General features: G+C 66.1%; 21 protein-coding genes and 1 pseudogene. 11 read left to right on the forward strand and 11 right to left on the reverse strand.

What is annotated here, in order from left to right:
- Nucleotides 1–39 precede the first annotated feature (39 nt).
- Both B9C43_RS46070 and B9C43_RS46075 read right to left on the reverse strand, forming a co-directional pair.
- Complete coding sequence (locus B9C43_RS46070) at nt 40–255, reverse strand: CsbD family protein (RefSeq protein ID WP_033388400.1); 216 nt, start codon at nt 253–255, stop codon at nt 40–42.
- A gap of 80 nt (nt 256–335) precedes the next feature.
- A complete protein-coding gene (locus B9C43_RS46075; RefSeq protein WP_084433661.1) occupies nt 336–1556 on the reverse strand; it encodes a cytochrome P450 in 1221 nt (406 codons plus the stop codon).
- A 65-nt stretch (nt 1557–1621) separates the two neighbouring features.
- On the opposite strand from B9C43_RS46075, the gene B9C43_RS46080 reads away from it, so the two are divergent.
- From B9C43_RS46080 to B9C43_RS46095, 4 genes are all read left to right on the forward strand, one after another.
- Entirely contained in the window at nt 1622–2833 is a 1212-nt protein-coding gene (locus B9C43_RS46080; protein ID WP_160097182.1) for an SMI1/KNR4 family protein, read from the forward strand.
- Nucleotides 2830–3618: a hypothetical protein gene (locus B9C43_RS46085; RefSeq protein WP_143447072.1), complete on the forward strand. Its 789-nt coding sequence runs from the start codon at nt 2830–2832 to the stop codon at nt 3616–3618. The genes B9C43_RS46080 and B9C43_RS46085 overlap by 4 nt, the downstream gene beginning before the upstream one ends.
- A gap of 64 nt (nt 3619–3682) precedes the next feature.
- A complete protein-coding gene (locus B9C43_RS46090) occupies nt 3683–4291 on the forward strand; it encodes a ClpP family protease (protein ID WP_033388392.1) in 609 nt (202 codons plus the stop codon).
- Nucleotides 4288–4878, forward strand: a complete 591-nt coding sequence (locus B9C43_RS46095) for a ClpP family protease (protein ID WP_033388391.1) — start codon at nt 4288–4290, stop codon at nt 4876–4878. Before B9C43_RS46090 ends, B9C43_RS46095 begins: the two co-directional genes overlap by 4 nt.
- A 3-nt stretch (nt 4879–4881) precedes the next feature.
- Here the strand turns inward: B9C43_RS46095 and B9C43_RS46100 are convergent, their stop codons facing one another.
- Together B9C43_RS46100 and B9C43_RS46105 are read right to left on the reverse strand one after the other, a co-directional pair.
- Nucleotides 4882–5205, reverse strand: coding sequence for a helix-turn-helix domain-containing protein (locus tag B9C43_RS46100; protein WP_084433664.1), 324 nt, complete (start codon nt 5203–5205; stop codon nt 4882–4884).
- A gap of 78 nt (nt 5206–5283) precedes the next feature.
- Nucleotides 5284–5850 (reverse strand): RNA polymerase sigma factor, encoded by a 567-nt coding sequence (locus tag B9C43_RS46105; RefSeq protein WP_033388389.1) that lies wholly within the window; start codon nt 5848–5850, stop codon nt 5284–5286.
- A gap of 41 nt (nt 5851–5891) precedes the next feature.
- Between B9C43_RS46105 and B9C43_RS46110 the strand changes: the two genes are divergently transcribed.
- From B9C43_RS46110 to B9C43_RS46135, 7 genes and pseudogenes are all read left to right on the forward strand, one after another.
- Nucleotides 5892–7532 carry a serine/threonine protein kinase gene (locus B9C43_RS46110; RefSeq protein ID WP_084433665.1) on the forward strand — a complete coding sequence of 547 codons (1641 nt, stop codon included), beginning with the start codon at nt 5892–5894 and terminating at the stop codon, nt 7530–7532.
- A gap of 51 nt (nt 7533–7583) precedes the next feature.
- A complete protein-coding gene (locus B9C43_RS46115; RefSeq protein WP_051896754.1) occupies nt 7584–7889 on the forward strand; it encodes a hypothetical protein in 306 nt (101 codons plus the stop codon).
- The gene (locus B9C43_RS46120; RefSeq protein ID WP_084433666.1) at nt 7880–9490 is read left to right on the forward strand and encodes an alpha/beta hydrolase; all 1611 of its coding nucleotides are present in this window, start codon (nt 7880–7882) and stop codon (nt 9488–9490) included. Before B9C43_RS46115 ends, B9C43_RS46120 begins: the two co-directional genes overlap by 10 nt.
- A 72-nt stretch (nt 9491–9562) precedes the next feature.
- Nucleotides 9563–9898 (forward strand): VOC family protein, encoded by a 336-nt coding sequence (locus B9C43_RS46125; RefSeq protein WP_084433667.1) that lies wholly within the window; start codon nt 9563–9565, stop codon nt 9896–9898.
- A gap of 49 nt (nt 9899–9947) precedes the next feature.
- A complete protein-coding gene (locus B9C43_RS46130; protein WP_084433668.1) occupies nt 9948–10556 on the forward strand; it encodes a hypothetical protein in 609 nt (202 codons plus the stop codon).
- 205 nt (nt 10557–10761) lie between these two features.
- The gene (locus B9C43_RS59780) at nt 10762–10884 is read left to right on the forward strand and encodes a hypothetical protein (protein WP_268811620.1); all 123 of its coding nucleotides are present in this window, start codon (nt 10762–10764) and stop codon (nt 10882–10884) included.
- Nucleotides 10885–11009: 125 nt separating this feature from the next.
- Nucleotides 11010–11186: pseudogene (locus B9C43_RS46135) on the forward strand (helix-turn-helix domain-containing protein); the annotation flags it as partial.
- 168 nt (nt 11187–11354) lie between these two features.
- Here the strand turns inward: B9C43_RS46135 and B9C43_RS46140 are convergent.
- The 7 genes from B9C43_RS46140 to B9C43_RS46170 are packed head-to-tail and all read right to left on the reverse strand — an operon-like array spanning nt 11355 to nt 19330.
- Nucleotides 11355–12296 (reverse strand): phosphotransferase family protein, encoded by a 942-nt coding sequence (locus B9C43_RS46140; RefSeq protein ID WP_084433669.1) that lies wholly within the window; start codon nt 12294–12296, stop codon nt 11355–11357.
- 50 nt (nt 12297–12346) lie between these two features.
- The gene (locus B9C43_RS46145) at nt 12347–13729 is read right to left on the reverse strand and encodes a cation:proton antiporter (protein ID WP_084433670.1); all 1383 of its coding nucleotides are present in this window, start codon (nt 13727–13729) and stop codon (nt 12347–12349) included.
- A 55-nt stretch (nt 13730–13784) separates the two neighbouring features.
- A complete protein-coding gene (locus B9C43_RS46150; RefSeq protein ID WP_033388420.1) occupies nt 13785–14261 on the reverse strand; it encodes a PaaI family thioesterase in 477 nt (158 codons plus the stop codon).
- Nucleotides 14261–15067 (reverse strand): alpha/beta fold hydrolase, encoded by an 807-nt coding sequence (locus tag B9C43_RS46155; protein WP_200826010.1) that lies wholly within the window; start codon nt 15065–15067, stop codon nt 14261–14263. Before B9C43_RS46155 ends, B9C43_RS46150 begins: the two co-directional genes overlap by 1 nt.
- The gene (locus tag B9C43_RS46160) at nt 15064–16824 is read right to left on the reverse strand and encodes a long-chain-acyl-CoA synthetase (RefSeq protein WP_160097184.1); all 1761 of its coding nucleotides are present in this window, start codon (nt 16822–16824) and stop codon (nt 15064–15066) included. The genes B9C43_RS46155 and B9C43_RS46160 overlap by 4 nt, the downstream gene beginning before the upstream one ends.
- Nucleotides 16824–17741 carry an SDR family oxidoreductase gene (locus B9C43_RS46165; RefSeq protein ID WP_160097186.1) on the reverse strand — a complete coding sequence of 306 codons (918 nt, stop codon included), beginning with the start codon at nt 17739–17741 and terminating at the stop codon, nt 16824–16826. The genes B9C43_RS46160 and B9C43_RS46165 overlap by 1 nt, the downstream gene beginning before the upstream one ends.
- On the reverse strand, nt 17738–19330 hold the full coding sequence (locus B9C43_RS46170; protein ID WP_084433673.1) for an NAD(P)/FAD-dependent oxidoreductase: 1593 nt from the start codon (nt 19328–19330) through the stop codon (nt 17738–17740). Before B9C43_RS46170 ends, B9C43_RS46165 begins: the two co-directional genes overlap by 4 nt.
- Nucleotides 19331–19345 lie beyond the last annotated feature (15 nt).

The raw sequence follows: 19345 nt of genomic DNA on the forward strand, positions 1-19345 counted from the left end.
GGCGCGAGGGCCGCCGCGGTTGCCGGCGGCCCTCAGCACTCACCGGTCGTCGTCCTTCAACGCCTCTTTGGCGTCGTGGATCTTCGCTGCGGCCTTGTCCCGCAGGTCGTGGCCCGCTTCCTTGGCCTCACCGGTGACCTGGTCGCGTTTGCCTTCCGCTTCCAGTTCCTCGTTGTCGGTGGCCTCGCCCATTCCCTCCTTGGCCTTGCCACCGAGTTGCTCGGCCTTGTCCTTGGCCTTGTCGAAGGTGCTCATCGCATCGGCCTCCTTGTTGGTCCGGCAATGCCACGTATCGGATTCCCCCAGGCGGCCGATCAAACCCCGGTGCCCGGTGCTCAGTGCCGGGATGTGGGGACGAGCACGAAACCGCTGCGCGGCCGGGCCGGGATCCGGCTCAGCGAGATCGTCATGTCCTGGTCGGGCACCTCGTAGTCCAGGTGCGCGAGGCGGGTGCAGAGTTCGGCGAGGATCGCGACGGTGAACGGCTCGCCTGGGCACCGGTGCCCGGTGTGCGGATCGCCAGCGCCCTGCGGCACCAGTTCCCATTCGCCGATCTCGTGGTCCAGGAACCGCCGTGGGTCGAACCGGTACGGGTCAGTCCACAGGCGACTGTCATGGTTCTGCCCGTAGAGGTCGAGCAGCACGAGCGACCCGGCCGGGATGTCTTCGCCTTCGTACGTCAGGTCCTGCACGGCACGACCGCCGATGAACGGCGCGAACGGATAGAACCGCCGCAGCTCATGGGCGAACGCGACCGCGAACTCGCCGTCGGCCTGAAGTGGTTGCCGATACTGCGGGCACATGTGCAGCGCATGCCCGGCGTAGGCGACGAACCAGCAGACCGCGACAGTCGGCCGGATGACGTTGAGCAGCTCCACAGCGGCCGTCCTGAGGTCCAGCTCCCGGCTGCGTGCCACGATGTCGAGCGCGGATCCCGCTGGTGCATCGGCCTTGCCGTCGCGAACGTCCAGGATCAGCGACGCGAGCCAGGCTTCACGACGGTTGCGGGCCCACCGTGCACGCCAATGCCGAGGGCCGGCGGTCGCAAACCCGTCGACCATCGCGACCAGATCCGCCGCCAGGTCTTTGACCTCATGGGTCTCCACCGGGAGACCGGCCCAACGGCGTACACCGGCAGTCAACGCGCGGCTCGCCTCGTCGAACAGGACAACCTCACGCCCAGGCGGCCACCCGATGACCGTGTCCTCCCAAGCCGCGGCGACGCACTGGACCAACGACGCGATCGACTCCGGCGTCACCACAGACAGGAAAAAGCTCTTACGAGACCGATGCGCGTCACCGTCGAGCGTGTGCACCGCGCCATGCCCGAAGAGCGTGCTCAGCACCGGGCTGGGAATGGCGCCGTGCCGCTGGACGTGTTTCTCGTCGTAGAAGAACTGCGCGGCTTGCGGCCCGCACAACCCCACCGCGCGCTGCCCCATCACACGGGTTCGCACCACGTCACGAGCGGTGCGCCTGCGAAGGTTCGGCATCCAGCCATATCCCTCGACCATGACCTGCAGTGACTGGTCCGCGAAGCCGCTCTGTAGTCGCATACCACATCTGTGCCCGGCACGTTCGACGCCAAACGTCGTTTGGTGTCTTCGCCATAATGGCCGCCGTGAATGGGCGCGCGAATTGGCGAGAGTGGTTAGCCCGGTGGAGCGACGAGTGGGTACGCAGCGCCGAACCCGCTGAGCTGGACCCGGAGGTGCAGCGGGATCGATGGCTCGGGTTCGCACCGGCGAGCGAGGAGGCGGTCGCCGCGGCCGAGGCGCGGCTTGGATACACCTTGCCGCCGTCGTACCGGGAATTCCTGCTGACGACGGACGGGTGGCGCAACGCCGGGATGTTCGTCTGGCGGATGCGGGACACCTCGAACCTCGGGTGGTTGCGTGACATCGAACCGTTCTGGGAAGAGTCGTGGGAGGACGCCGACGACGACCTCGACGACGATTTCGACGAGGATCTCGGGGATGAGTCAGCCGACGAAGACTCGCCAAGTGACAACAAGTTCAGCCGGGGTCTGCTGATCTCGCTGCAGGCCGATGCCGGGATCCTGTTCCTCGACCCCGGTGATGTCGACGAGAACGGGGAATGGGCGGCGTATAGCCTGTTCTCATGGCGAGCCGCACCGCCGACGAGGTTCCCGTCGTTCACCGCGCTGATGGAGGACCTGTACGCCGAGTTCCACCAGATGCGCAAGCCTGCAGGGGAAACTCGCGATTCGTGGGACGTCAAGGTCGAACAGGCACGACTCGACGCCCTCGCCGGTGATGCCGACGGCGCGTCGGCGGTACTGGAGAAGGCCGAGGAGTTCGGCCGGATTCGCGCCACGGTCCTGCGTGTCCAGCTCGAACTCCTGCTGGGCAACGACTATCAGGCCGGGATGTTGCTGAGTCGGTTGCTGCACCCGGGTTTCATGCCCGACGGCTGGCTGACCGACCCGCTGTTCACCGAAGAGCTCATGCCGTGGTTGCTCAACCAGCACGCCAAGACGCCGGGCTACCGCAATTCGATCCTGCAGTCGGCGCTGATCGGTGAGCAGCCGGACATCCAGCTCGCCATCGCCGAAGGCCAGGCCCGGCTGAGAAATTCCGGCACCAGCTTCGGAAACCCCGAATTCGACACACTGATCAGGCAGGCCCTGCAGGAACACGCCGCTGATCCGGACGCACTGTGGCATGCCGTGCGTGCGGCGATGGCGCACTGGCGGCCCCGGACCGTCGACCACCTCGCCCCGATCATCCTGCTCACCAACCCAGACCTGGCGCAGGCACTGACCCGCGAACGGGGTCACGAGTTGTTGTCGATCCCCAGAGGCGAACGATGATGCGGCCCGTCCCAAGCCGGGACGACGTGGCGGCGGACATGATCGTGCGAGCCTGCGGCTACGATCATGACTTCCCCGATGACGTCCTGAAGCCGACTGAGACTGAGATCGACTCGGCCGGCCGGACCATCAACGTCAACCGGGTCCCCTGCCGGGCGTGCGGAACGATCATGGTCAGTCGCTGGCAGGAATCAAGTGGCCCTTATCTGGCCGTTACCCGCATGCATGAGCCGCCCGAGCCAGGAGACATCCCCGGTATCGCCGAACGCACTGAGCAGGTGACCGACGCCGAGTTCGCTGAGTTCCTCGCCACGCAAGGCTTTCCCGAAGGCGTTCCGACGGACTTCGCGCCAGACCGGCGGACCACCGCGACGACCGAACGCCTTGACTTCGTGCTGCGAATCAAGGCAGGGCAGTTCTTCCTGCTCGACCGGAACGGACCGCTCAACGCGATCCTGCCCGTCCCGCCGCACGCCGAGTCCGCGGAGCTGATCGAGGCCGTTGCCGGGGCGGCGGTGTTCTGGACTGCCGAAGGCGAACTCCCGTTGACCGTCATCATCTCTCCCGCCGACCCACGGCCCGACCGCTCGTACGACCGGATCGCGGAAGTGAGCTGCCACTTCCACACCGGTCACGTCGAACTGCGGGAAGTGGCTGGCCGCAAACTGCCCCTGCCGCCGCTGCCCGCGGGACACGGCGACTACCGCTTGCGGTTGCACACCAACGATTCCGGCTGCCTGCTGCACATCTTCAACCAGCCACGCTCGAAGCCGCTGGTCCACTGAGGGCGGATCTGCTGACAGCAGAGAAACCTGCGAACGGCACTGGGGCGGCGGCATCGTCGTCGGCATGACGAACTACGAAAAGCCGCCGCTGTTCGACCATCGGCTCCGCGAACGGTTCTTCAGCCAGCGGGTGCTGGTCCTCGACGGCCCGCTCGACGACGACAACGGCACAGTGCTCGCCACCCAGCTGTTGTCGCTGGCGAGCGAGGATCCCAAGAAGGACATCGCGTTGTGGATCCACTCGCCGGGCGGCTCCGTCCCCGCGATGCTGGCCATCCGCGACGTGATGCGGCTCGTGCCGTGCGACGTCGCCACGCTCGCGCTGGGGCTGGCGTGCAGCGCGGGGCAGTTCCTGCTGTCCGCGGGCACTGCGGGCAAACGCTTCGCCCTGCCGCACGCCCGCATCCTGATGCACCAGGGATCGGCGGGGATCAGCGGATCCGCGGTCGAAGTCGAGGTGCAGGCGGACGATCTGCGGCACACACGGGACACGGTGCTCGGGCTGATCGCGCAGGACACCGGCCAGCCGATCGAACGGGTCTTCACCGACTCGCTGCACGACCGCTGGTTCACCACCGGCCAAGCCCGCGAGTACGGCTTCATCGACCACATCGTCGAGGGGCTCGACCAGGTCATGCCCGTCCGCACGCACGAAATGGGGCTCCGCGCATGAGCACGTACACCATTCCCAACGTCATCACGCGCAGTGTGAACGGCGAGCGGATCATGGACATCTACTCGCACCTGCTGTCGGAGCGGATCGTCTACCTCGGCACCGCGATCGACTCCGGCGTGGCGAACACGTTGATCGCCCAGCTGCTGTTCCTGGACGCGGACAACTCGGAACGGGAGATCAACCTGTACATCAATTCCGAGGGCGGCGACCCGTCCGCGATGCTCGCGCTGTACGACACCATGCGCTTCGTCAAGGCGCCGGTGGCGACGACGTGCGTCGGCCAAGCGGTCGCCGCAGGTGCCATATTGCTGGCTGCGGGAGAGGCTGGGCATCGCTACGTGTTGCCTCACACCCGTGTGGTGCTGCACCAGCCCGCGGCGCAGGGCCGTGGCGCCATCCCGGACCTCATCCTGCAGGCCGACGAGGTCGTGCGGGTGCGTACCCAACTGGAGGAGATCCTGTCAGCACACACCGGGCGTGATGTGGCGGATCTGCGGCACGACACCGACCGGGACCGGGTGTTCGACGCGGCGGGTGCCGTCGAATACGGGCTCGCGGACCACGTCCTGAACCACCGGCTGTGAGTGTCAGGCGGCCATGAGCACGGGTCCCGCTGGACGGCGCGCGCCCTCGCGCCGCCGGACAGTGCCCGCGATGCCGATGAGCAGGTCGGCCAGCTCGACCCCCAACGCACCGGTGACCGCGGCGATCATCTCGCTGGACGGCTCCTTGCGGCCGCGTTCGATCTCCGACAGGTACTGCGGCGAGATACCGGCCCGCTCGGCGATGTCGACCAGCCGGCCGCCCTGCTCCTCCCTTGCCGTTCGCAGGCTCCGCCCCAGCAGCTCACGCCAGAGCGGCTCCGGCTGGCGATCGGGGCGCTTCTGGTGGAAAGCAAGAATGTCCGCCATATCGCCATCCTGGCACCGGCCCGGCGCCTCGGGGCAGCGATTACGCTGCTGGCGGAATCACCCGGGTCCATTGCGGACTCATGAATCGGCGGACAGATACCGCTGGACGAACTTGCGTGCTTCATGGATGCGGAACTTCACGGTGGACAACGGCAGATTCAGCTGACGGCAGATCTCGGCGTATTCCAGATCGGACAAGTCACGAAGGACAAAGGGCGCGACGAGATCGGGTGCGCGTTGCTCGAGCCGGTCGATCGCCTCGAGAAGATCGATTCTCGCGCCCGCGATCACACTCGTGGTCCGCGGATCAGGTCGTTGCGTCGGCAATATTTCCACCGCGCGCTCGGCGGCGCGCTGTTTCAGTGAACGATAAGTCTGCCTCGTCGCGTTGCCGATGATCACGTACAACCAGGTCCGAAACTTCGATCTGCCCTCGAAATCGCCGATATTCCTGGCCACCTGCAGCAACACGTCCTGGCATGCTTCTTCGGCGTCCGATCGGTAGGACAGCGCCGCACCGCATCGGCGCAGAACTTCCGGGCGAATTCGCCGCAGCAACACATCCAGCGCGCCGCAGTCGCCTGCGGCACAACGTTTTGCCAGCTCTTCGAGGTCGGCCTGCTCATCGGCCGGGGCTATCACCATGCGCCTCCACACCTCGTTCGCGGATACGCCATCATGGTGCCATGCCCGCACCCGAATTCATTGGCCGGTATGCGATCAAGCGGTTCCTCGGCGCCGGTGGATTCGCCGTGGTGTGGCTGGCACACGACGATCGTCTCGACGATCATGTGGCGATCAAGGTCCTCGCCGACAACTGGTCGCAACGGCTGGACTTGCGCGAGCGGTTCATCAAGGAAGCCCGTGTTCTACGGCGGACCGAGTCGCAGCGCGTGGTCGATGTGTACGACATCGACGAATTGCCGGACGGGCGCCCGTATTTCGTGATGACTTATGCCGATCGCGGCAGCCTCGCCGACGAACTACGGGACCGCCGCATTTCCGTCGGTCAAGCGTTGCGGTACGGCGCGGAAATCGCGCACGCGATTCAGGATCTGCATGACGCCGGCGTGATTCACCGCGATGTCAAGCCGTCCAATGTGCTTTTCCGCTCCGCCAGCGACGGCTCGGCCCGGCTGCTGATCGCCGATCTCGGCCTGGCCAGGGACATCGACCGCGGCTCGCGGTTCACCATGGCGGTCGGCACGCCTGGCTACATGGCACCGGAGCAGTCCGGCAGCAGCAGCGGGCTGGACGCTCGCGCGGACGTCTTCGGGATCGGCGCGACGGTGTATTTCGCCCTCACCGGACAGCCGCCCAGCTCGGACCCGCCGTCCACGTTCCGGCCAGGACTACCGGCCGGCACGGACGAGGCCGTACTGCGGGCGATGCACCAGGACCCGGACCAACGCTGGCAGACCGCCGGGGAATTCGCGGCCGAGCTGGAGCGGCTGAGTGAGCACGCCGACCACGAACTCGAGTCGGCCATCACCGACATCCCGCCCGCGGCCGTGACCGGCGAGGTGCTGACCGACCAGCACGTTCTGCCGCCCGTTGCGGTGATCGCGCCCGAGGCACCGCCGCCTGCCAAGTCCCGCAAGAAACTCGGCATCGCGGCGGCCGCCGCAGCCGGCGTGATCGCGCTGACGGCAGCGCTGCTGTTCACCACTGTGTGGTCAGATCGGCCGACCACGCGGACCGCACAGGACGGCACCGTCGCGCCAACGGCCACGCAAACCGTTATGCAGCAGGTGGTTTCGACGGTTCCCTCGTCCGCCAGCACGCCTGCGCCTCCGCCGTCCGCGCAATCCGTCAAGCAGAAGTCGTCTGGGCCGCAGGCGCCGCCCGCTGTGACACCACCTCCTGCCGGGCCCGACAAGCCTCTGCCCGGCACGCTCACCAAATGCGGCGGTGGCGACAAAGTCGACTGTTTCCTCTTCTCACGGGGAAACACCGCCTACGCACTCGACTTCTACACCCACAACCACGAAGTGGTCATGTGGGAGCGAAAACCCGCCAACGACACGTACGCCTACAGCCAGCGCTGGCAGTTCTGGCAGGTCGGCGACGCGTACATGATCTACAACACCCACATGAAGCGCTGTCTGTCGATCGACGGCGGTGGCGTGGGTGATCGGTTGCGGGTCGCCGATTGCGCACCCTCAAGTGCCAAACAGTTGTGGAACTGGACTGACACGCGGCAGCTGAAGAGCAAGCTCGGGATGTGCGTGGACGTGCCGCGCGCCGAGTACTTCAACGGCGCCGCACCGTTCGGCTACGGCTGTGCCGAGGGCACCAACCAGGAGTGGCTCCCGACCCCCGCCTGACGTTATCGATCCGTTACTAACCGATCCCGGTGCCGGCTCATCTCACTTCGCATGAGCTACACCGTTTCGACCGAAGCGCTGCGTGAGGCGGCGAAGAAGATCAGGTACTCCGGCGAGGAAGCCGAATCCGTCGACCTGGCCGCCACCGCCGGGCTGATCCCTGGCGCGTTGCCCGGCGGCAAGTCGGCCGCGGCAGCGCACGAACTGGCTGACGAGTGGCTGCGCGACCTGAGGTCGTGGGCGCGCGACGCCCAGGGACACGGCGGCAAGCTGGACACCGCGGCGCAGGAGTACGACAACCAGGAACAGCAGGCGAAGAACAAGATCATGGCTGCTGGAGGTCCGGCATGGGCCTGACGTACGGCGCCGTGCGCCAGTGGCGGCACGGCGAACTCGAAGCGGTTTTCCAGCAGTTGACCCGGCAGATCGAGACCCTGATCCAGCTCAACGACGACCTCTCGGCGGCCGCCAACCCCGCGGACTGGACCGGCAAAGCCGCCAGCAGTGCGGGCAAAGCGCACCGCAAGCTGGTCGACCGGATGGAACGCATCGTCGCGGGCGTGGCGGCAGTGAAACGCACGGTCGGTGACGCGGCCGAAGCAGTGGAAGGCATCCACACCGGTATCGCCACGACCGACTGGCTCGCCGCGGACAGCGGCTACCGGATCGGCGACGACGGCAGCGTGGCCGATCTCGGGACCATGCCGGCCAGCCCTGACCGGGAACGGATGAAGGCCGAGCTCAAGGCACGGGTGAAGGAGACACTCCGGCGCGCCGGACAGGTGGACGACCGGCTCGCGAAGACCATGCGCGAAGCCGACCGCGACCGGGTCGACAATCGTGACGCCGACAGCCTGACGCAAGCCGCTGCCGTGGGCGAGGGTCAGGGCGGCGTGGACATCCTGAAGCCACCGAAGAACGGCAGCCCGGCCGCGAACGCAGGCTGGTGGGCCGGTCTCACCGAGGACGAACGCAAGCAGGTGCTCAGAAAGCATCCTGAGTGGATCGGCAACCGGGACGGCATTCCCGCGGAGTACCGGGACAAGGCCAACCGTGCCCGGCTCGGCGAGCTCGAGGACACCTTGCGCGAACGCTACGACAAGCTGCGGCGTGATCTCACGGACAACAACCCGTTCAACGGCCCCATGTTCGGTGGAGTCGCCGAACTGGACGAACTGCGCGACAAGCTGGACTCGATCGACGCGATCCGCGGGGCAATCGCCGCCGACGACCGGAAACTGCTCATGGTCGACACGTCCGGCGACATGGTCAAAGCCGCGGTGGCGGACGGCGACATCGACAACGCCAAGCACATCGGGGTGTTCACCGGCGGCGTGAACACCACTGTGGACGGTGAACTCGTGAAGTACAGCAAGCAGATGGACGCGCTGCAAGCGAAGGCACGCAGGTTCACCGGCGAGGAGGTCGCGACGGTCACCTGGCTCGGATACGAAGCACCACAGCAAGCCAACCCGTTGAAGGACCCATTGCAGGCCGCGCAGGACATTCTCGGTGACCAAAGTGCGTTGAGCCCGGACTCCGCGCGGAAGAGCGGCAAGGACCTCGCGGAGTTCCTCAACGGCCTCGACACGTCACGGGAGACGGATGCGCACGTCACCGCGATGGGCCACTCGTACGGCTCACTCACGACCAGCTACGCCGTACAGCGTGGCACCGGCGTCGACGACGTGATCTTCTTCGGCTCACCGGGGATCGGCACCCATGACGTCCGGGATTTGCGGGTGCCCGACGCCTTCCTGGTCGAAGCGGACGGTGACTGGATCGCCGACACCCAGGCGTTCGGCCCGGACCCGGCGTCGATGAAGGACATGAAACACCTGGACAGCGGCGACATCCGCGGCCACAGCGACTATCTGGACAGCGGTTCGCAGAGTCTGCGCAACATGGGCGCGGTGGTCGCCGGAGCCGAGCAGCACGCCGGCTATTCCAAGCGTTGACGTGCACTGCCGATGACTTTCGGGCACGGGGATGGTCCACCCTGGCGCAACGACTGGAGAGGAGTGGTCCGAGTGGACTTGTACAGCGTGATCCAGGTGAGCGACCGGGCCAAGGCGCTGGAGTGGTTCGAGGCGTTCTTCGGGCGCCCGGCCGACGAGGTCATCGGTGAGGAGTACCTGTGGCAGGTCGGCGAGAACGCGTGGGTCGTCGTCGACGACCGGAGTGCCGAACGGGTGGGCGGAGCCATGATCACGCTCGGCGTGACCGACCTTGACGACATCCTGGCCCGGCTTGCCGCGCACGGCATCGCCCATGAGCCAGTGGAAACCTACGGTAACGGAGTGCGTCACGTCGTAGTCCTCGACCCGGACGGAAACAGCGTATCGCTTGCAGAGGCGCCTGTTTAGCCGGTTTGGCCGCTTGTTCCACGCGGTGCCAAAGGATCTACTGCACTGCATGGGCAGAGGCAAAGCCGAACTTGTCCACTTGCGGGTGAGCCAGCCAAATCCACGGGACCCGAGCGCCAGGCGCGCGTTGCCAGAGCGCCGGGTCTCTCCCACCGAGCCGCTGGCGCCCGCACCCGACGACCCGGTGTTCGCATCGGCCGTCACCCTCAGATGCGACGAATGCGAAGAGGACTACCGGGTCGGCCTGCTGAAGCGCTCGGTGCTGGCGCGGCGTCAGCTGCGCAACTACCAGCTGTGGATCTGCGCCGCGATCACGGCCGGACTGGAATCCCTCCTGGTGATCGCGTTTCCGCACGACCTGATGATCAACGACGAGGACGCGGTTGTGGCCTACGCCGCATTCTCGGTCTTCGTCCTGTTCGCAGCGCTGCCGCTGTACATCGCGTGGGGCGGCATCCGCGCGCTGCGCGGCAAGATGCTCAAAGTGGACGAGTCGGAGCCGCCGGCCGAGGACCACGGGTGGGTGTGGACCCGGCCGAGCGGCAGGATGGTCGCGTACCTCCCCGATCTGACGGGCTTCACGGAAGGCGACCGCCGCCGCGTATACCGGATCCGGCAGTCCGACCCGGCGCCTGACTCCACAGTGGACGGGACATGATCTCTTGCTCCCGGCGCTGACTGAACCGGGCTTGCTGCCCCACGATCCATCCATCGGGTGAATGCCGTACCGGAGTGGGCAGTGGCCGTTGTAGGTTGCTGTCCGGCAGTACGGCTGCCATTGAGGCTCCTCCTGACCCGGTTGGAGTGAGTGCCTCCAAAGCTCGCCCGAGCGAGTCCCGTGAATTCCCTGGGTTGGCCCGGGTGTGGATTCGCTGCGGCTGGAGATCGCCAACGACGCGGTGGTGAACTTTCTCGCCGAGACGTTTCCCGTGGTGGTGGACGGCGAAGTGGTCCATGACCTGGCCGCACAGCCTGTCGACCTGTGAGCGGCGTCCTCAGGCGGATCGCGTTGCTTCGCGGTGCGACCAGGATCGACAGTGTCGTGGACGGCGACGCCCTGCGTGTTCAGTGGCACGGCGGCCCTGACGGCAAGGTGATCGCCGCGAGAGAGATGAGTCAGGTCTACCGGCTGCTGCGAAAGCACGGCATCTCGCAGCGGCAGATCGCCGCGCAGACCGGCCAGTCGCAGTCCGAGGTGTCGGAGATCCTCAAAGGTCGCCAGGTCATGGCCTATGACGTACTCGTGCGGATCGCCCAAGGCCTGGGCGTCCCAAAAAGATACATGGGCATCGATGCAGAGTCGTTGAAGCGTCAGAAGTTCCTCCTTGATCGCCGTGTTGAGCCTCGGCCCGCTGGCCGTCGTGACCCTGACCGCCGTGTGGGCGCGATCGCCATCGCGCCGCGCGGCAGCCCTTCGAGTCCTGCGCGTCCTGAAAGGCCGCAGGCGATGACCTGCTCAGCCCAGCGTGTCCATCAGGGCGGTGACGTAGGCGTCCAGCCGCTGCTCCACGGCTCGCGTCGTCAGGTCTGTCTTGCCTGCGTCCCGCCATGGCTGCGCAACCAACCCCACTTCTTCAGAGCACGCCAGCCCGTCCCGCACCAGCCAGTACAGCCGCTCGCTCGCGGCCGCGGCCAGCACCCCGCCAGCATCCTCATACGCCTCAACGAACCGGAGACCCCACACCGGGCCGTGCAACAGCGCGAGATTGGTGGCGCAATGCGCCACATCGAGATCCGCCGGGCCCCACGAGGTCTGGGCCCAATCGACGACCCCAGTGATCCGCGCTGGGGACAGCACGTCGAACAGCACGTTGCCGGGTTGGAAGTCCCGGTGCAGGAATCGTCCTTCATAGGGCGGCGCGGGCTTGCGGATCACGTCGATCGCTGCGGCCCACGCCGCCGCGTCGGCGCCCTTCGGAGTCACGACGCTGTCAGCGGTCGTCCACGCCACATAGTCCCGGGGTCGCTCGGCGGGCCGCAACGCGTGGATCGCCACGAGTTGACGAGCCAGCAGGGGAACACGCGTCTCCAGTCCCTCGTCGTCGAGGACCGTCCGGCCCGCCAGATGTGTCATCAGCAGCGACGGATATTCGCAATGCGCGGCGGTCGGATCAACCGCGACCAGTCCAGGAGCTGGCACGCCGCTCCCCGCGAGCTGGGTCAGGGCACCGGCCTCCCTGTTCAGCCAGTCCTCGGCGTGCTCCGTGTTGACAAAGGTTCGCAGCACCAGGTCACGGGTGCCTCCGTCGCGCGTGCCGATGGCCAGCCGCCGCATCTGGGCAGTGATGCCGCCGTGCAGTGCCTCAGATCTGATGATCCGTTCGCCGACCTCCAGGTGCTGGCTCACCCAAGCCAGTGTCAACGGCCGGACGGCCAACGCCTCATCGTGGTTGAGCACCGCGCCATCCCATCATCCGCACGGCGACGCTCGCAAAAGCCTTTCAACCTCTAACGCGGGGCCTCTCGTGCCGTGGCGTCCTTCTGCACTGTGCCGGTCCCCACACCGTTGTGATCTTCGCCGGATGGCCCGAAGACAATGCCCTTCTTCCATCCGTTTCGTTCGAACAGCCGCATGACCGGGGTGGCCAGGAAGGTCGTGACGATCGTCATCAAGGCGAGGATCGTGTAGAGCTGGCCTGTGATCAGGCCCGCGGAAAGGCCGATATTGAGCAGAATCAGCTCCATCAATCCGCGGGCGTTGGCGAGCGCACCCATCGCGCCTGCTTCACGCCAGCTCATGCCCTGCCACCGGGCAACCAGGCCGATGGCACCGAATTTGCCTGCGAACGACACGATCAGCACGACGACCGCTACCAGCAGCACCTGTGGATCGAATATCAGGTTGAGCTCGGTGTTGAGCCCCGAGTAGATGAAGAAAGCCGGCAGCAGGAGGTAGGCGACCAACGGTTCGAAACGTTCACGGATAGCGTCGAGGAATTTCCCACGCGGCATCACCGTCCCCGCCACGAATGCCCCGAAGACCGAGTAGATGCCCACGTAGTCGGTGAACCAACTCGCCAGCAGCACAACGAGCAGAACTATCGTGAGCGGAACGACCGCCAGACCACCGCTGCGTTCACGATCGCCGTTTCCTGGCGTCCAGGTGTCCAGTCGCTTCAAGAATCGGCGCGCGACAACGGTCATGAAGAGCAAATAGGCCAGTCCCCCACCTATCGCGAGGAGCGCACCGGACATGCTCCCCTTTGTCGTGGCGACGACCGTTGCCAGCAGCACCCAGGCGCAGGCGTCGTCGACAGCCGCACACGACAGCGACATTGTGCCGAGCCTGGTGTTCAACAGGCCTGAGGCGTAGATGATCCAGGCCAGCATCGGGAACGCGGTGATGGCGACCGCCGCCGCGAGGAACAACCCGCCTTGCCAGCTGCTGACTTTGCTCGTGAAGTAGCCGCCCTGGTCCACCAGCCACACGCCGACCACGCCGCCGAGCAGCAAGGGAACGACGATGCCGGCGGCCGAGGTGGCACCGGCCTTTCCCAGGTGCGACCGGAGAATCTCGAGTTTGAACGAGGCACCTACCAGGAACATGTACAGCACGAGGCCGAGTTGGCCGACGACATAGATCGCCGTCAGGTTCGGGTGGGTTGTCGTCGCGCCGCCGCCCACGTCCAATGTGGCGGGAAAGAGCCATTCCTGTGCCGCTGGCCAGGCCCAGCCGAGGACCGTCGGCCCCAGTACGAAGCCGGCGGCCATGATCGCGACCACTTGGACCTGACCGAGCCGCCGGAAAAGCGGCCAGAGCAGGCGGCAGGTGATGAGAATGACCGCGACTTGCAGAAAGAAATGAGTCGTGACCTCAAGTAATGTGGGCATGCGAAAGCCTCGCCATGGTGAAATCCAGTACGTTTCTTCGGCGGTGAGCCACCGGCTACGGAGTTGGCATCGCTATGACTTGCACCGTGGACATTGCCGTCGCCACCAGTTTGTTTTCCGCGTTGTGTGCTTCCGCAGCGATATAAATGGCCGTTCGCCCAGCCTTGCGCACCTCGGCGGTCAGCGTCAGCCGTTGTCCGGGAAACACCGAGCGCAGGAAATGGGTCGTCAGCTCCAACGTCGTCGTCGGACCACGCGCTGTGAGGTAGCTGAGCGGCCCGATGAGGTTGTCGAACATCGCGGACAGGAATCCGCCCTGCAGCAGGCCCACGGCATTCGCGTGCTGCGCGGACACCTCCACCGTCGCGGTCAACGATCGGGCGGGAACGTATTCCTCGAACCGGATGTCGAAGGCCTTCACCGACGGTGGGGGCAGCTCGAGGGCGACCCCGGGTGGGGCAACGCTGCGAAACAGGTCGAACGTGCACTGCAGAACCTGTTCGTGCCCGCGAATCGTCGCGTCATCGCTCATCAGTCGCTCCTGGCTTCGCCGCGGCTCCGCTCCGCGGTTGTCAGAAAAGTCTCCAGCATCGCGTTGAATCCCGGGGCATGTTGGACGGCATGCCCCGCTCCGGGCAGGCAGGCCCGCTGCGCGTCGAGCCGGGCGGCGAGGGCATCACACAGCCGCTCGAGTGCGGGGTTGTGATCTCCCGAGAAAACCAGCGTCGGCGTGCCTGCCTCTGTGATCACCTCGAATCGCGGCTGTGCCTCCCGCGGCGAACGAAGTTCACGCCACAGCCCCATCGCGTGGCGAACGCCGTCATCCTCGCCGGCAAGCATGTCGCGGTCCACGCCGGCAAGGGCGAAGAACTCGCTCTCGGCCTGCGCGTCGTCCGCGCTCGCGGCGAACCGGTCGGCCAGGCCGGCCAGCTCCATCACGACTTCGTCGTCTTCGGCCGCGACCCACAGCGGTACCTCGATCAAAGTCAGCGACCGAACCCGTTCCGGCATCCGCTCGGCCGCGATACACGCCCCCAAGCCGCCGTACGAGAAGCCGACCAGGTGCACGCCGCCAGGCTCCTGCGCGATGAGTTCCACCAAGTCGTCGGCGTCGGCGAGGAAGTCCTGCAACGACGCGGGAGGACTGGGCGGGTAGCCCCGGCGGCTCGGAACGATGAGCGTCCACCGGGTTTCCAGCTCTTGTTGACTGGACCAGGTGATGTTCGGCGGCAGCCCGCCGTGCACCAGTACGACCGACGGCCCGGTTCCCGACCGTTGGACGAACAGGGGCGCCGAGGACGGCGTGCCCATCGGGTCAGAAGTTCCTCTTAAGGTCATAGCCCTCTCCTCGCCCCAACGACGGCGCCGTAGCGTTCCGGCGTGAGCTCCTGATAACTGGGGTCCCCCGCATCACGTACATAGATGGGCTCGCCGTCCCTCGGGGCGAAACCCTCTCGCTGGAGTGACAGCTTGGCCAGCTTCAACGTCGCCGTCGTCTCGAGCGAGGGAAGCACACGGATGAAGACCGGCTGCGCGTAGCGCGGCAACGCCGAATCGAGGTGCGCGGCGAGCGCCTCGCCATCGAATCGAGCACCCTCGGCGAGAACGACGGCAGCCATCCCGGCACGGCCTTCGCGTCCCGGCACCGTCACGCCGTAGACGGCGGCCGCGACGATTCCCGGCCACCGCACGAGTTGTTCCTGCACTTCGGTGGTCGACACGTTCTCGCCCTTGTAGCGGAAAGTGTCGCCGAGCCGGTCCACGAAATACAGGTTGTTCTGCGCGTCAAGGCGAAACGTGTCGCCCGTGTTGTACAACGCGTCTCCGTCCTGGAAGGCGTTCTTGACGATCTTCGCGCGGGTGGCTTGTTCGTCGCGATAGCCGCCGAAGGGTGTTCGCTTGCGAATCGGCCCGAGCAGGACCCCGACTTCGCCGGGCCCGCACGCGACCAGCCGCCCGTTGTCCCTGACGAAGTCGTCCTGCTCGAAGTCCCACTTCGCCAGCTTGCCGCCGAGGCGCAGCTTGCCGACCGACCCGACCTGTCCGGACAGATTGATCGTGGCGATGTTGCCCTCGGTGGACGCGTACATCTCGACGATCCGAGGTATCCCGAACCGGGCTTGCAGTTCGGTCCAGACATCGGCCTGCAGTCCTTGCCCGACGATGACACGCACCCGGTGCCCGCGATCGAACTCGCCGGGCGGCGTGTTGACCAGATACCGGCACATCTCGCCGATGTAGTTGAAGCCGGTCGCTTGGCAGCGGTGAATGTCGCGCCAGAACCCACTTGCCGAGAACCGGCGGGCGAGCGCCAGCGTGGATCCGTGCGCGAGCACGCTCGAAAGCCCGATCACCAAAGCGTTGGTGTGAAACAGCGGAAGGCAGTTGTAGATCACGTCCCCCGGTTCGAACCGCCATGCCAGAGCGCCGGTGACCCGGCCGACCGTGGTCAACCGTTGGTAGCTCATGACGGCGGCCTTGGCGCGCCCAGTCGTTCCGCTCGTGAAAATGTAGGCGCCGGTGTCGCCGAGGGTCTGTTCGGCTGTCTCGGGTGGATCTGTGGTCGTCGTGCTTGGCACGAACCGCGTAAGGCCTGCGGTATCGCAGGCGGCAGCCGTTTCGTCCTCATCCACGAGGCAGCGGGCAATCACTTCGTCCGCCACGCGGTCGCGGATCGCCAGGAACGCGGGCAGGCACTCCGAACCGACGATCATGTGACTGGCCCCGCACACCGACAAGGCGTGCGCCAGCCCGTCACCACGTGCCCGCGTGTTGACCAAGGCCGCGACGACCCCGAGCTTCCCCGCCGCCAGATAGTGCCAGATGAACTCCGGACGGTTCTCCATCAGCAAGGCGAGGACGTCGCCCTTGCGCAGGCCCCTTTCCCGATACGCGTGGGCGATGCCGTTGACGATGCGATTGGCCTGCGCGTAGGTGAACCGCTGGTCCTCGTAGAGCAGGAAAGCAACAGCCGCGTGCCTGCGTTGCCTGCTTCTGCGCTCGAGTTCGAGCGCCAGTGTTCGGTTCGAGCCCGCGCCTTCCAGCAGGCCCTGGGCGAGGACTGCGTACGACCGGACTCGATGCGTCAGCGACACTACGCGTCCTTCGCGGATTTCGAGGCTTTCGCCGCGTCGGCGGCCATCATGGCGGCGAAGTACTTCTCCCGCGCCTGTTCGGCGAGAAGGTCCCAGCGGGCCCACGTCATCGCGGTGGGTTCCCGATCGGGCACGAACCGGTACCGCGACAGGTCCTCGATCCCCTTGAAACGCCTGAGGATCTCCGCGTCGAGCAGAGTACTGCCACAGAGTTTCTCCGGGTCCTGTTCGAGCACCGCCATCGTGGCGTCGACGACGATGTCCTCGCTTCGCCAATCCTCGGGGGCGCCGATGCCGAGGTTCTGCGTCGCCGCCGTCCCGATCAGCGTCTGCGTCCACACCGAGTTGCAGGCGATGCCCTGTCCCGCCAGCTCTTGTGCCAGTCCGAGCGTCAGCAGCGTGGCGTTGAGCTTTGACGCCATGTAAGCCACTTTGCCGCCGACGTGCTCGAGCACCTCAAGCCCGATCGGCGGGCTCATGGTGACGATGTGTCCCCATTTTTGTTGCCGCATATGGGGAATGCAGTGGTGTGCCAGGAGGAACGGTGCACGGGAGTTGATGTCCAGCATCAAGTCGAACCGCTTCTGCGGTGTGCCTTCGACTGCCTGAAGCCACATCGCGCCCGCGTTGTTCACCAGGATGTCGATACGACCGAACCGTTCCAGCGCACGGTCGACGAGGTTCTTCAGATCCGCGTCGTCGCGAACGTCGCAGCGCACACCCAAGGCCTTGCCGCCGCGCGCTTCGATTTCCCGGACGGTCTCCGGCACGCTTCCTGGCAGCCGGCCGTTGCTCTCCATCGTCTTGGCCGCGACGACCACTGCGGCTCCCTGGCTCGCCAGCTCAAGTGCCAGCGCCTTGCCGATCCCGCGGCTGCCGCCGGTGATGATCGCGACCCTGCCGTCGAAGGGGGTCACATCGCCTCCTGTCGCCATTGGCCCGACATCGCGGCCGCGACCGGTTCCCTGTGCGGAAGGTCGCAGTCCTTGGCGATTTCCTGCTCAAACGTGTCCGCCCAGGCTTCCATCCGGTCGATGTTGCGTCGCATGTCACGGAAAGTCTGGTCGGGGGTCTTGTCCGTGAGGAGGTCCAAGTGCAGTTCGGCGCAGAAAGGTGCCTTGCTGTACTCGACGAACAGATACTTCTCCGGCTGCGGGGCCTGCGCGGCGAAGGCACGCAGGTTCGCCTGCATGCGCGCCTGGATGGGCAGGAACCTCGCCGCGATGGGATGGAACTCGGCGGCCGCGCCCTCGCTCTTGAGCAGACCGCGGAACAGCAGCTGGCACGGAAGTGTCCAGTAGTACGACGTATCCCACAGGACCTTCGTGAACATGGCAGGCGCGTGCCCGAAGATCGAATAGCTGTCGTGGTACACCTGCAGGTAGTTCGGCCAGAGGTCCTCGAGCAGCAACCGGTTGAACTCCTGGGTGACCTCGGCGGTCAGCCGGCCCTTGCGGTCGAGTTCGATCATCCGCGTCGTGATGGTGTTCGTGTAGGCGATGAAGTCCGTTCCCGGGCTGTAGAACGCGTCCAGGAAGACCGCGGCCTCACCGACACAGGACCATCGGTTGTGCGAAAAGGCTTGCTCGGATCCGTAGCTGACATTCCGCAGCTTCAGGAAGTCGAGGACCTCGGCCTGCGCGACGAACGCCGCGAGCGTCGGCTCGTGCTCGGCAAGCCATTGCCGCGCTCTCGGTTCCGTCGCATAGGTTTTGAAAGGATGGATACGTTCGTCGGTGACGATGCCGACGCTCGTGTTCCCGGATGCCAACGGGATCATCCACACCCAGTAGCCGCGGCCCATCAGATGATTGGTGGAGAACCACCTGCGCTCCTGCGTTTTCGGCGTCCACGTCGGGCTCTTGGCCGCCGCCATCTTCTCGACGTCGTATTCCCCGCGGAAACGCCACCAAGCCGCGTTGATCTCGTGCGGGCTGGGGGTGCCGAGGCTGAGCTTGCGCTGCAGCAGCCGGTGGCGGCCGGAAGCGTCCACGACGAAGCGCGCCCGGACCTCGCGCTCGCCGCTCTGGTCGCCCGTCTGGTAGTGAACGACGTGATCGTCCCCAGTGGACGAAAGGTCGACGTCGAGCACCTTGGCACCCTCGACGAGATCGACACCGAGTTCGTGCACGCCTTTGCGCAGATCGCGTTCGAGGATGCCGCGATCGATCTGATAGGACGGCACACGCGCGAACCGCCGCGCACCGAGTTCCGGCCGCTCCTCCAATGGTCCGTGCGGATCGCCGAAGAACATCCGCAGACCCAGCTTGTGCAGATGCCGCGTATTGAAATATCCGGTAAGGCCGAGCTGCTCGGTGAGGTAGTGCGCACCCCCTTCGACGGTGGCCTCCCCGACTTTGTGCGCACCGTCGGGAATGTCGCCTGAGGTCCGCTCCAGCACCAGCACCGTGAGGTCGGGCATGGTCCGCATGAGCTGCCTCGACAGCGTCAAGCCCGCGAGACCGCCACCGCACACCACGACGTCGTAACGTTCGACTGATTTCATGATTTCCGCTCCGTC

It is taken from the genome of Kibdelosporangium aridum, assembly GCF_900176515.1.
Classification (GTDB): domain Bacteria; phylum Actinomycetota; class Actinomycetes; order Mycobacteriales; family Pseudonocardiaceae; genus Kibdelosporangium; species Kibdelosporangium aridum.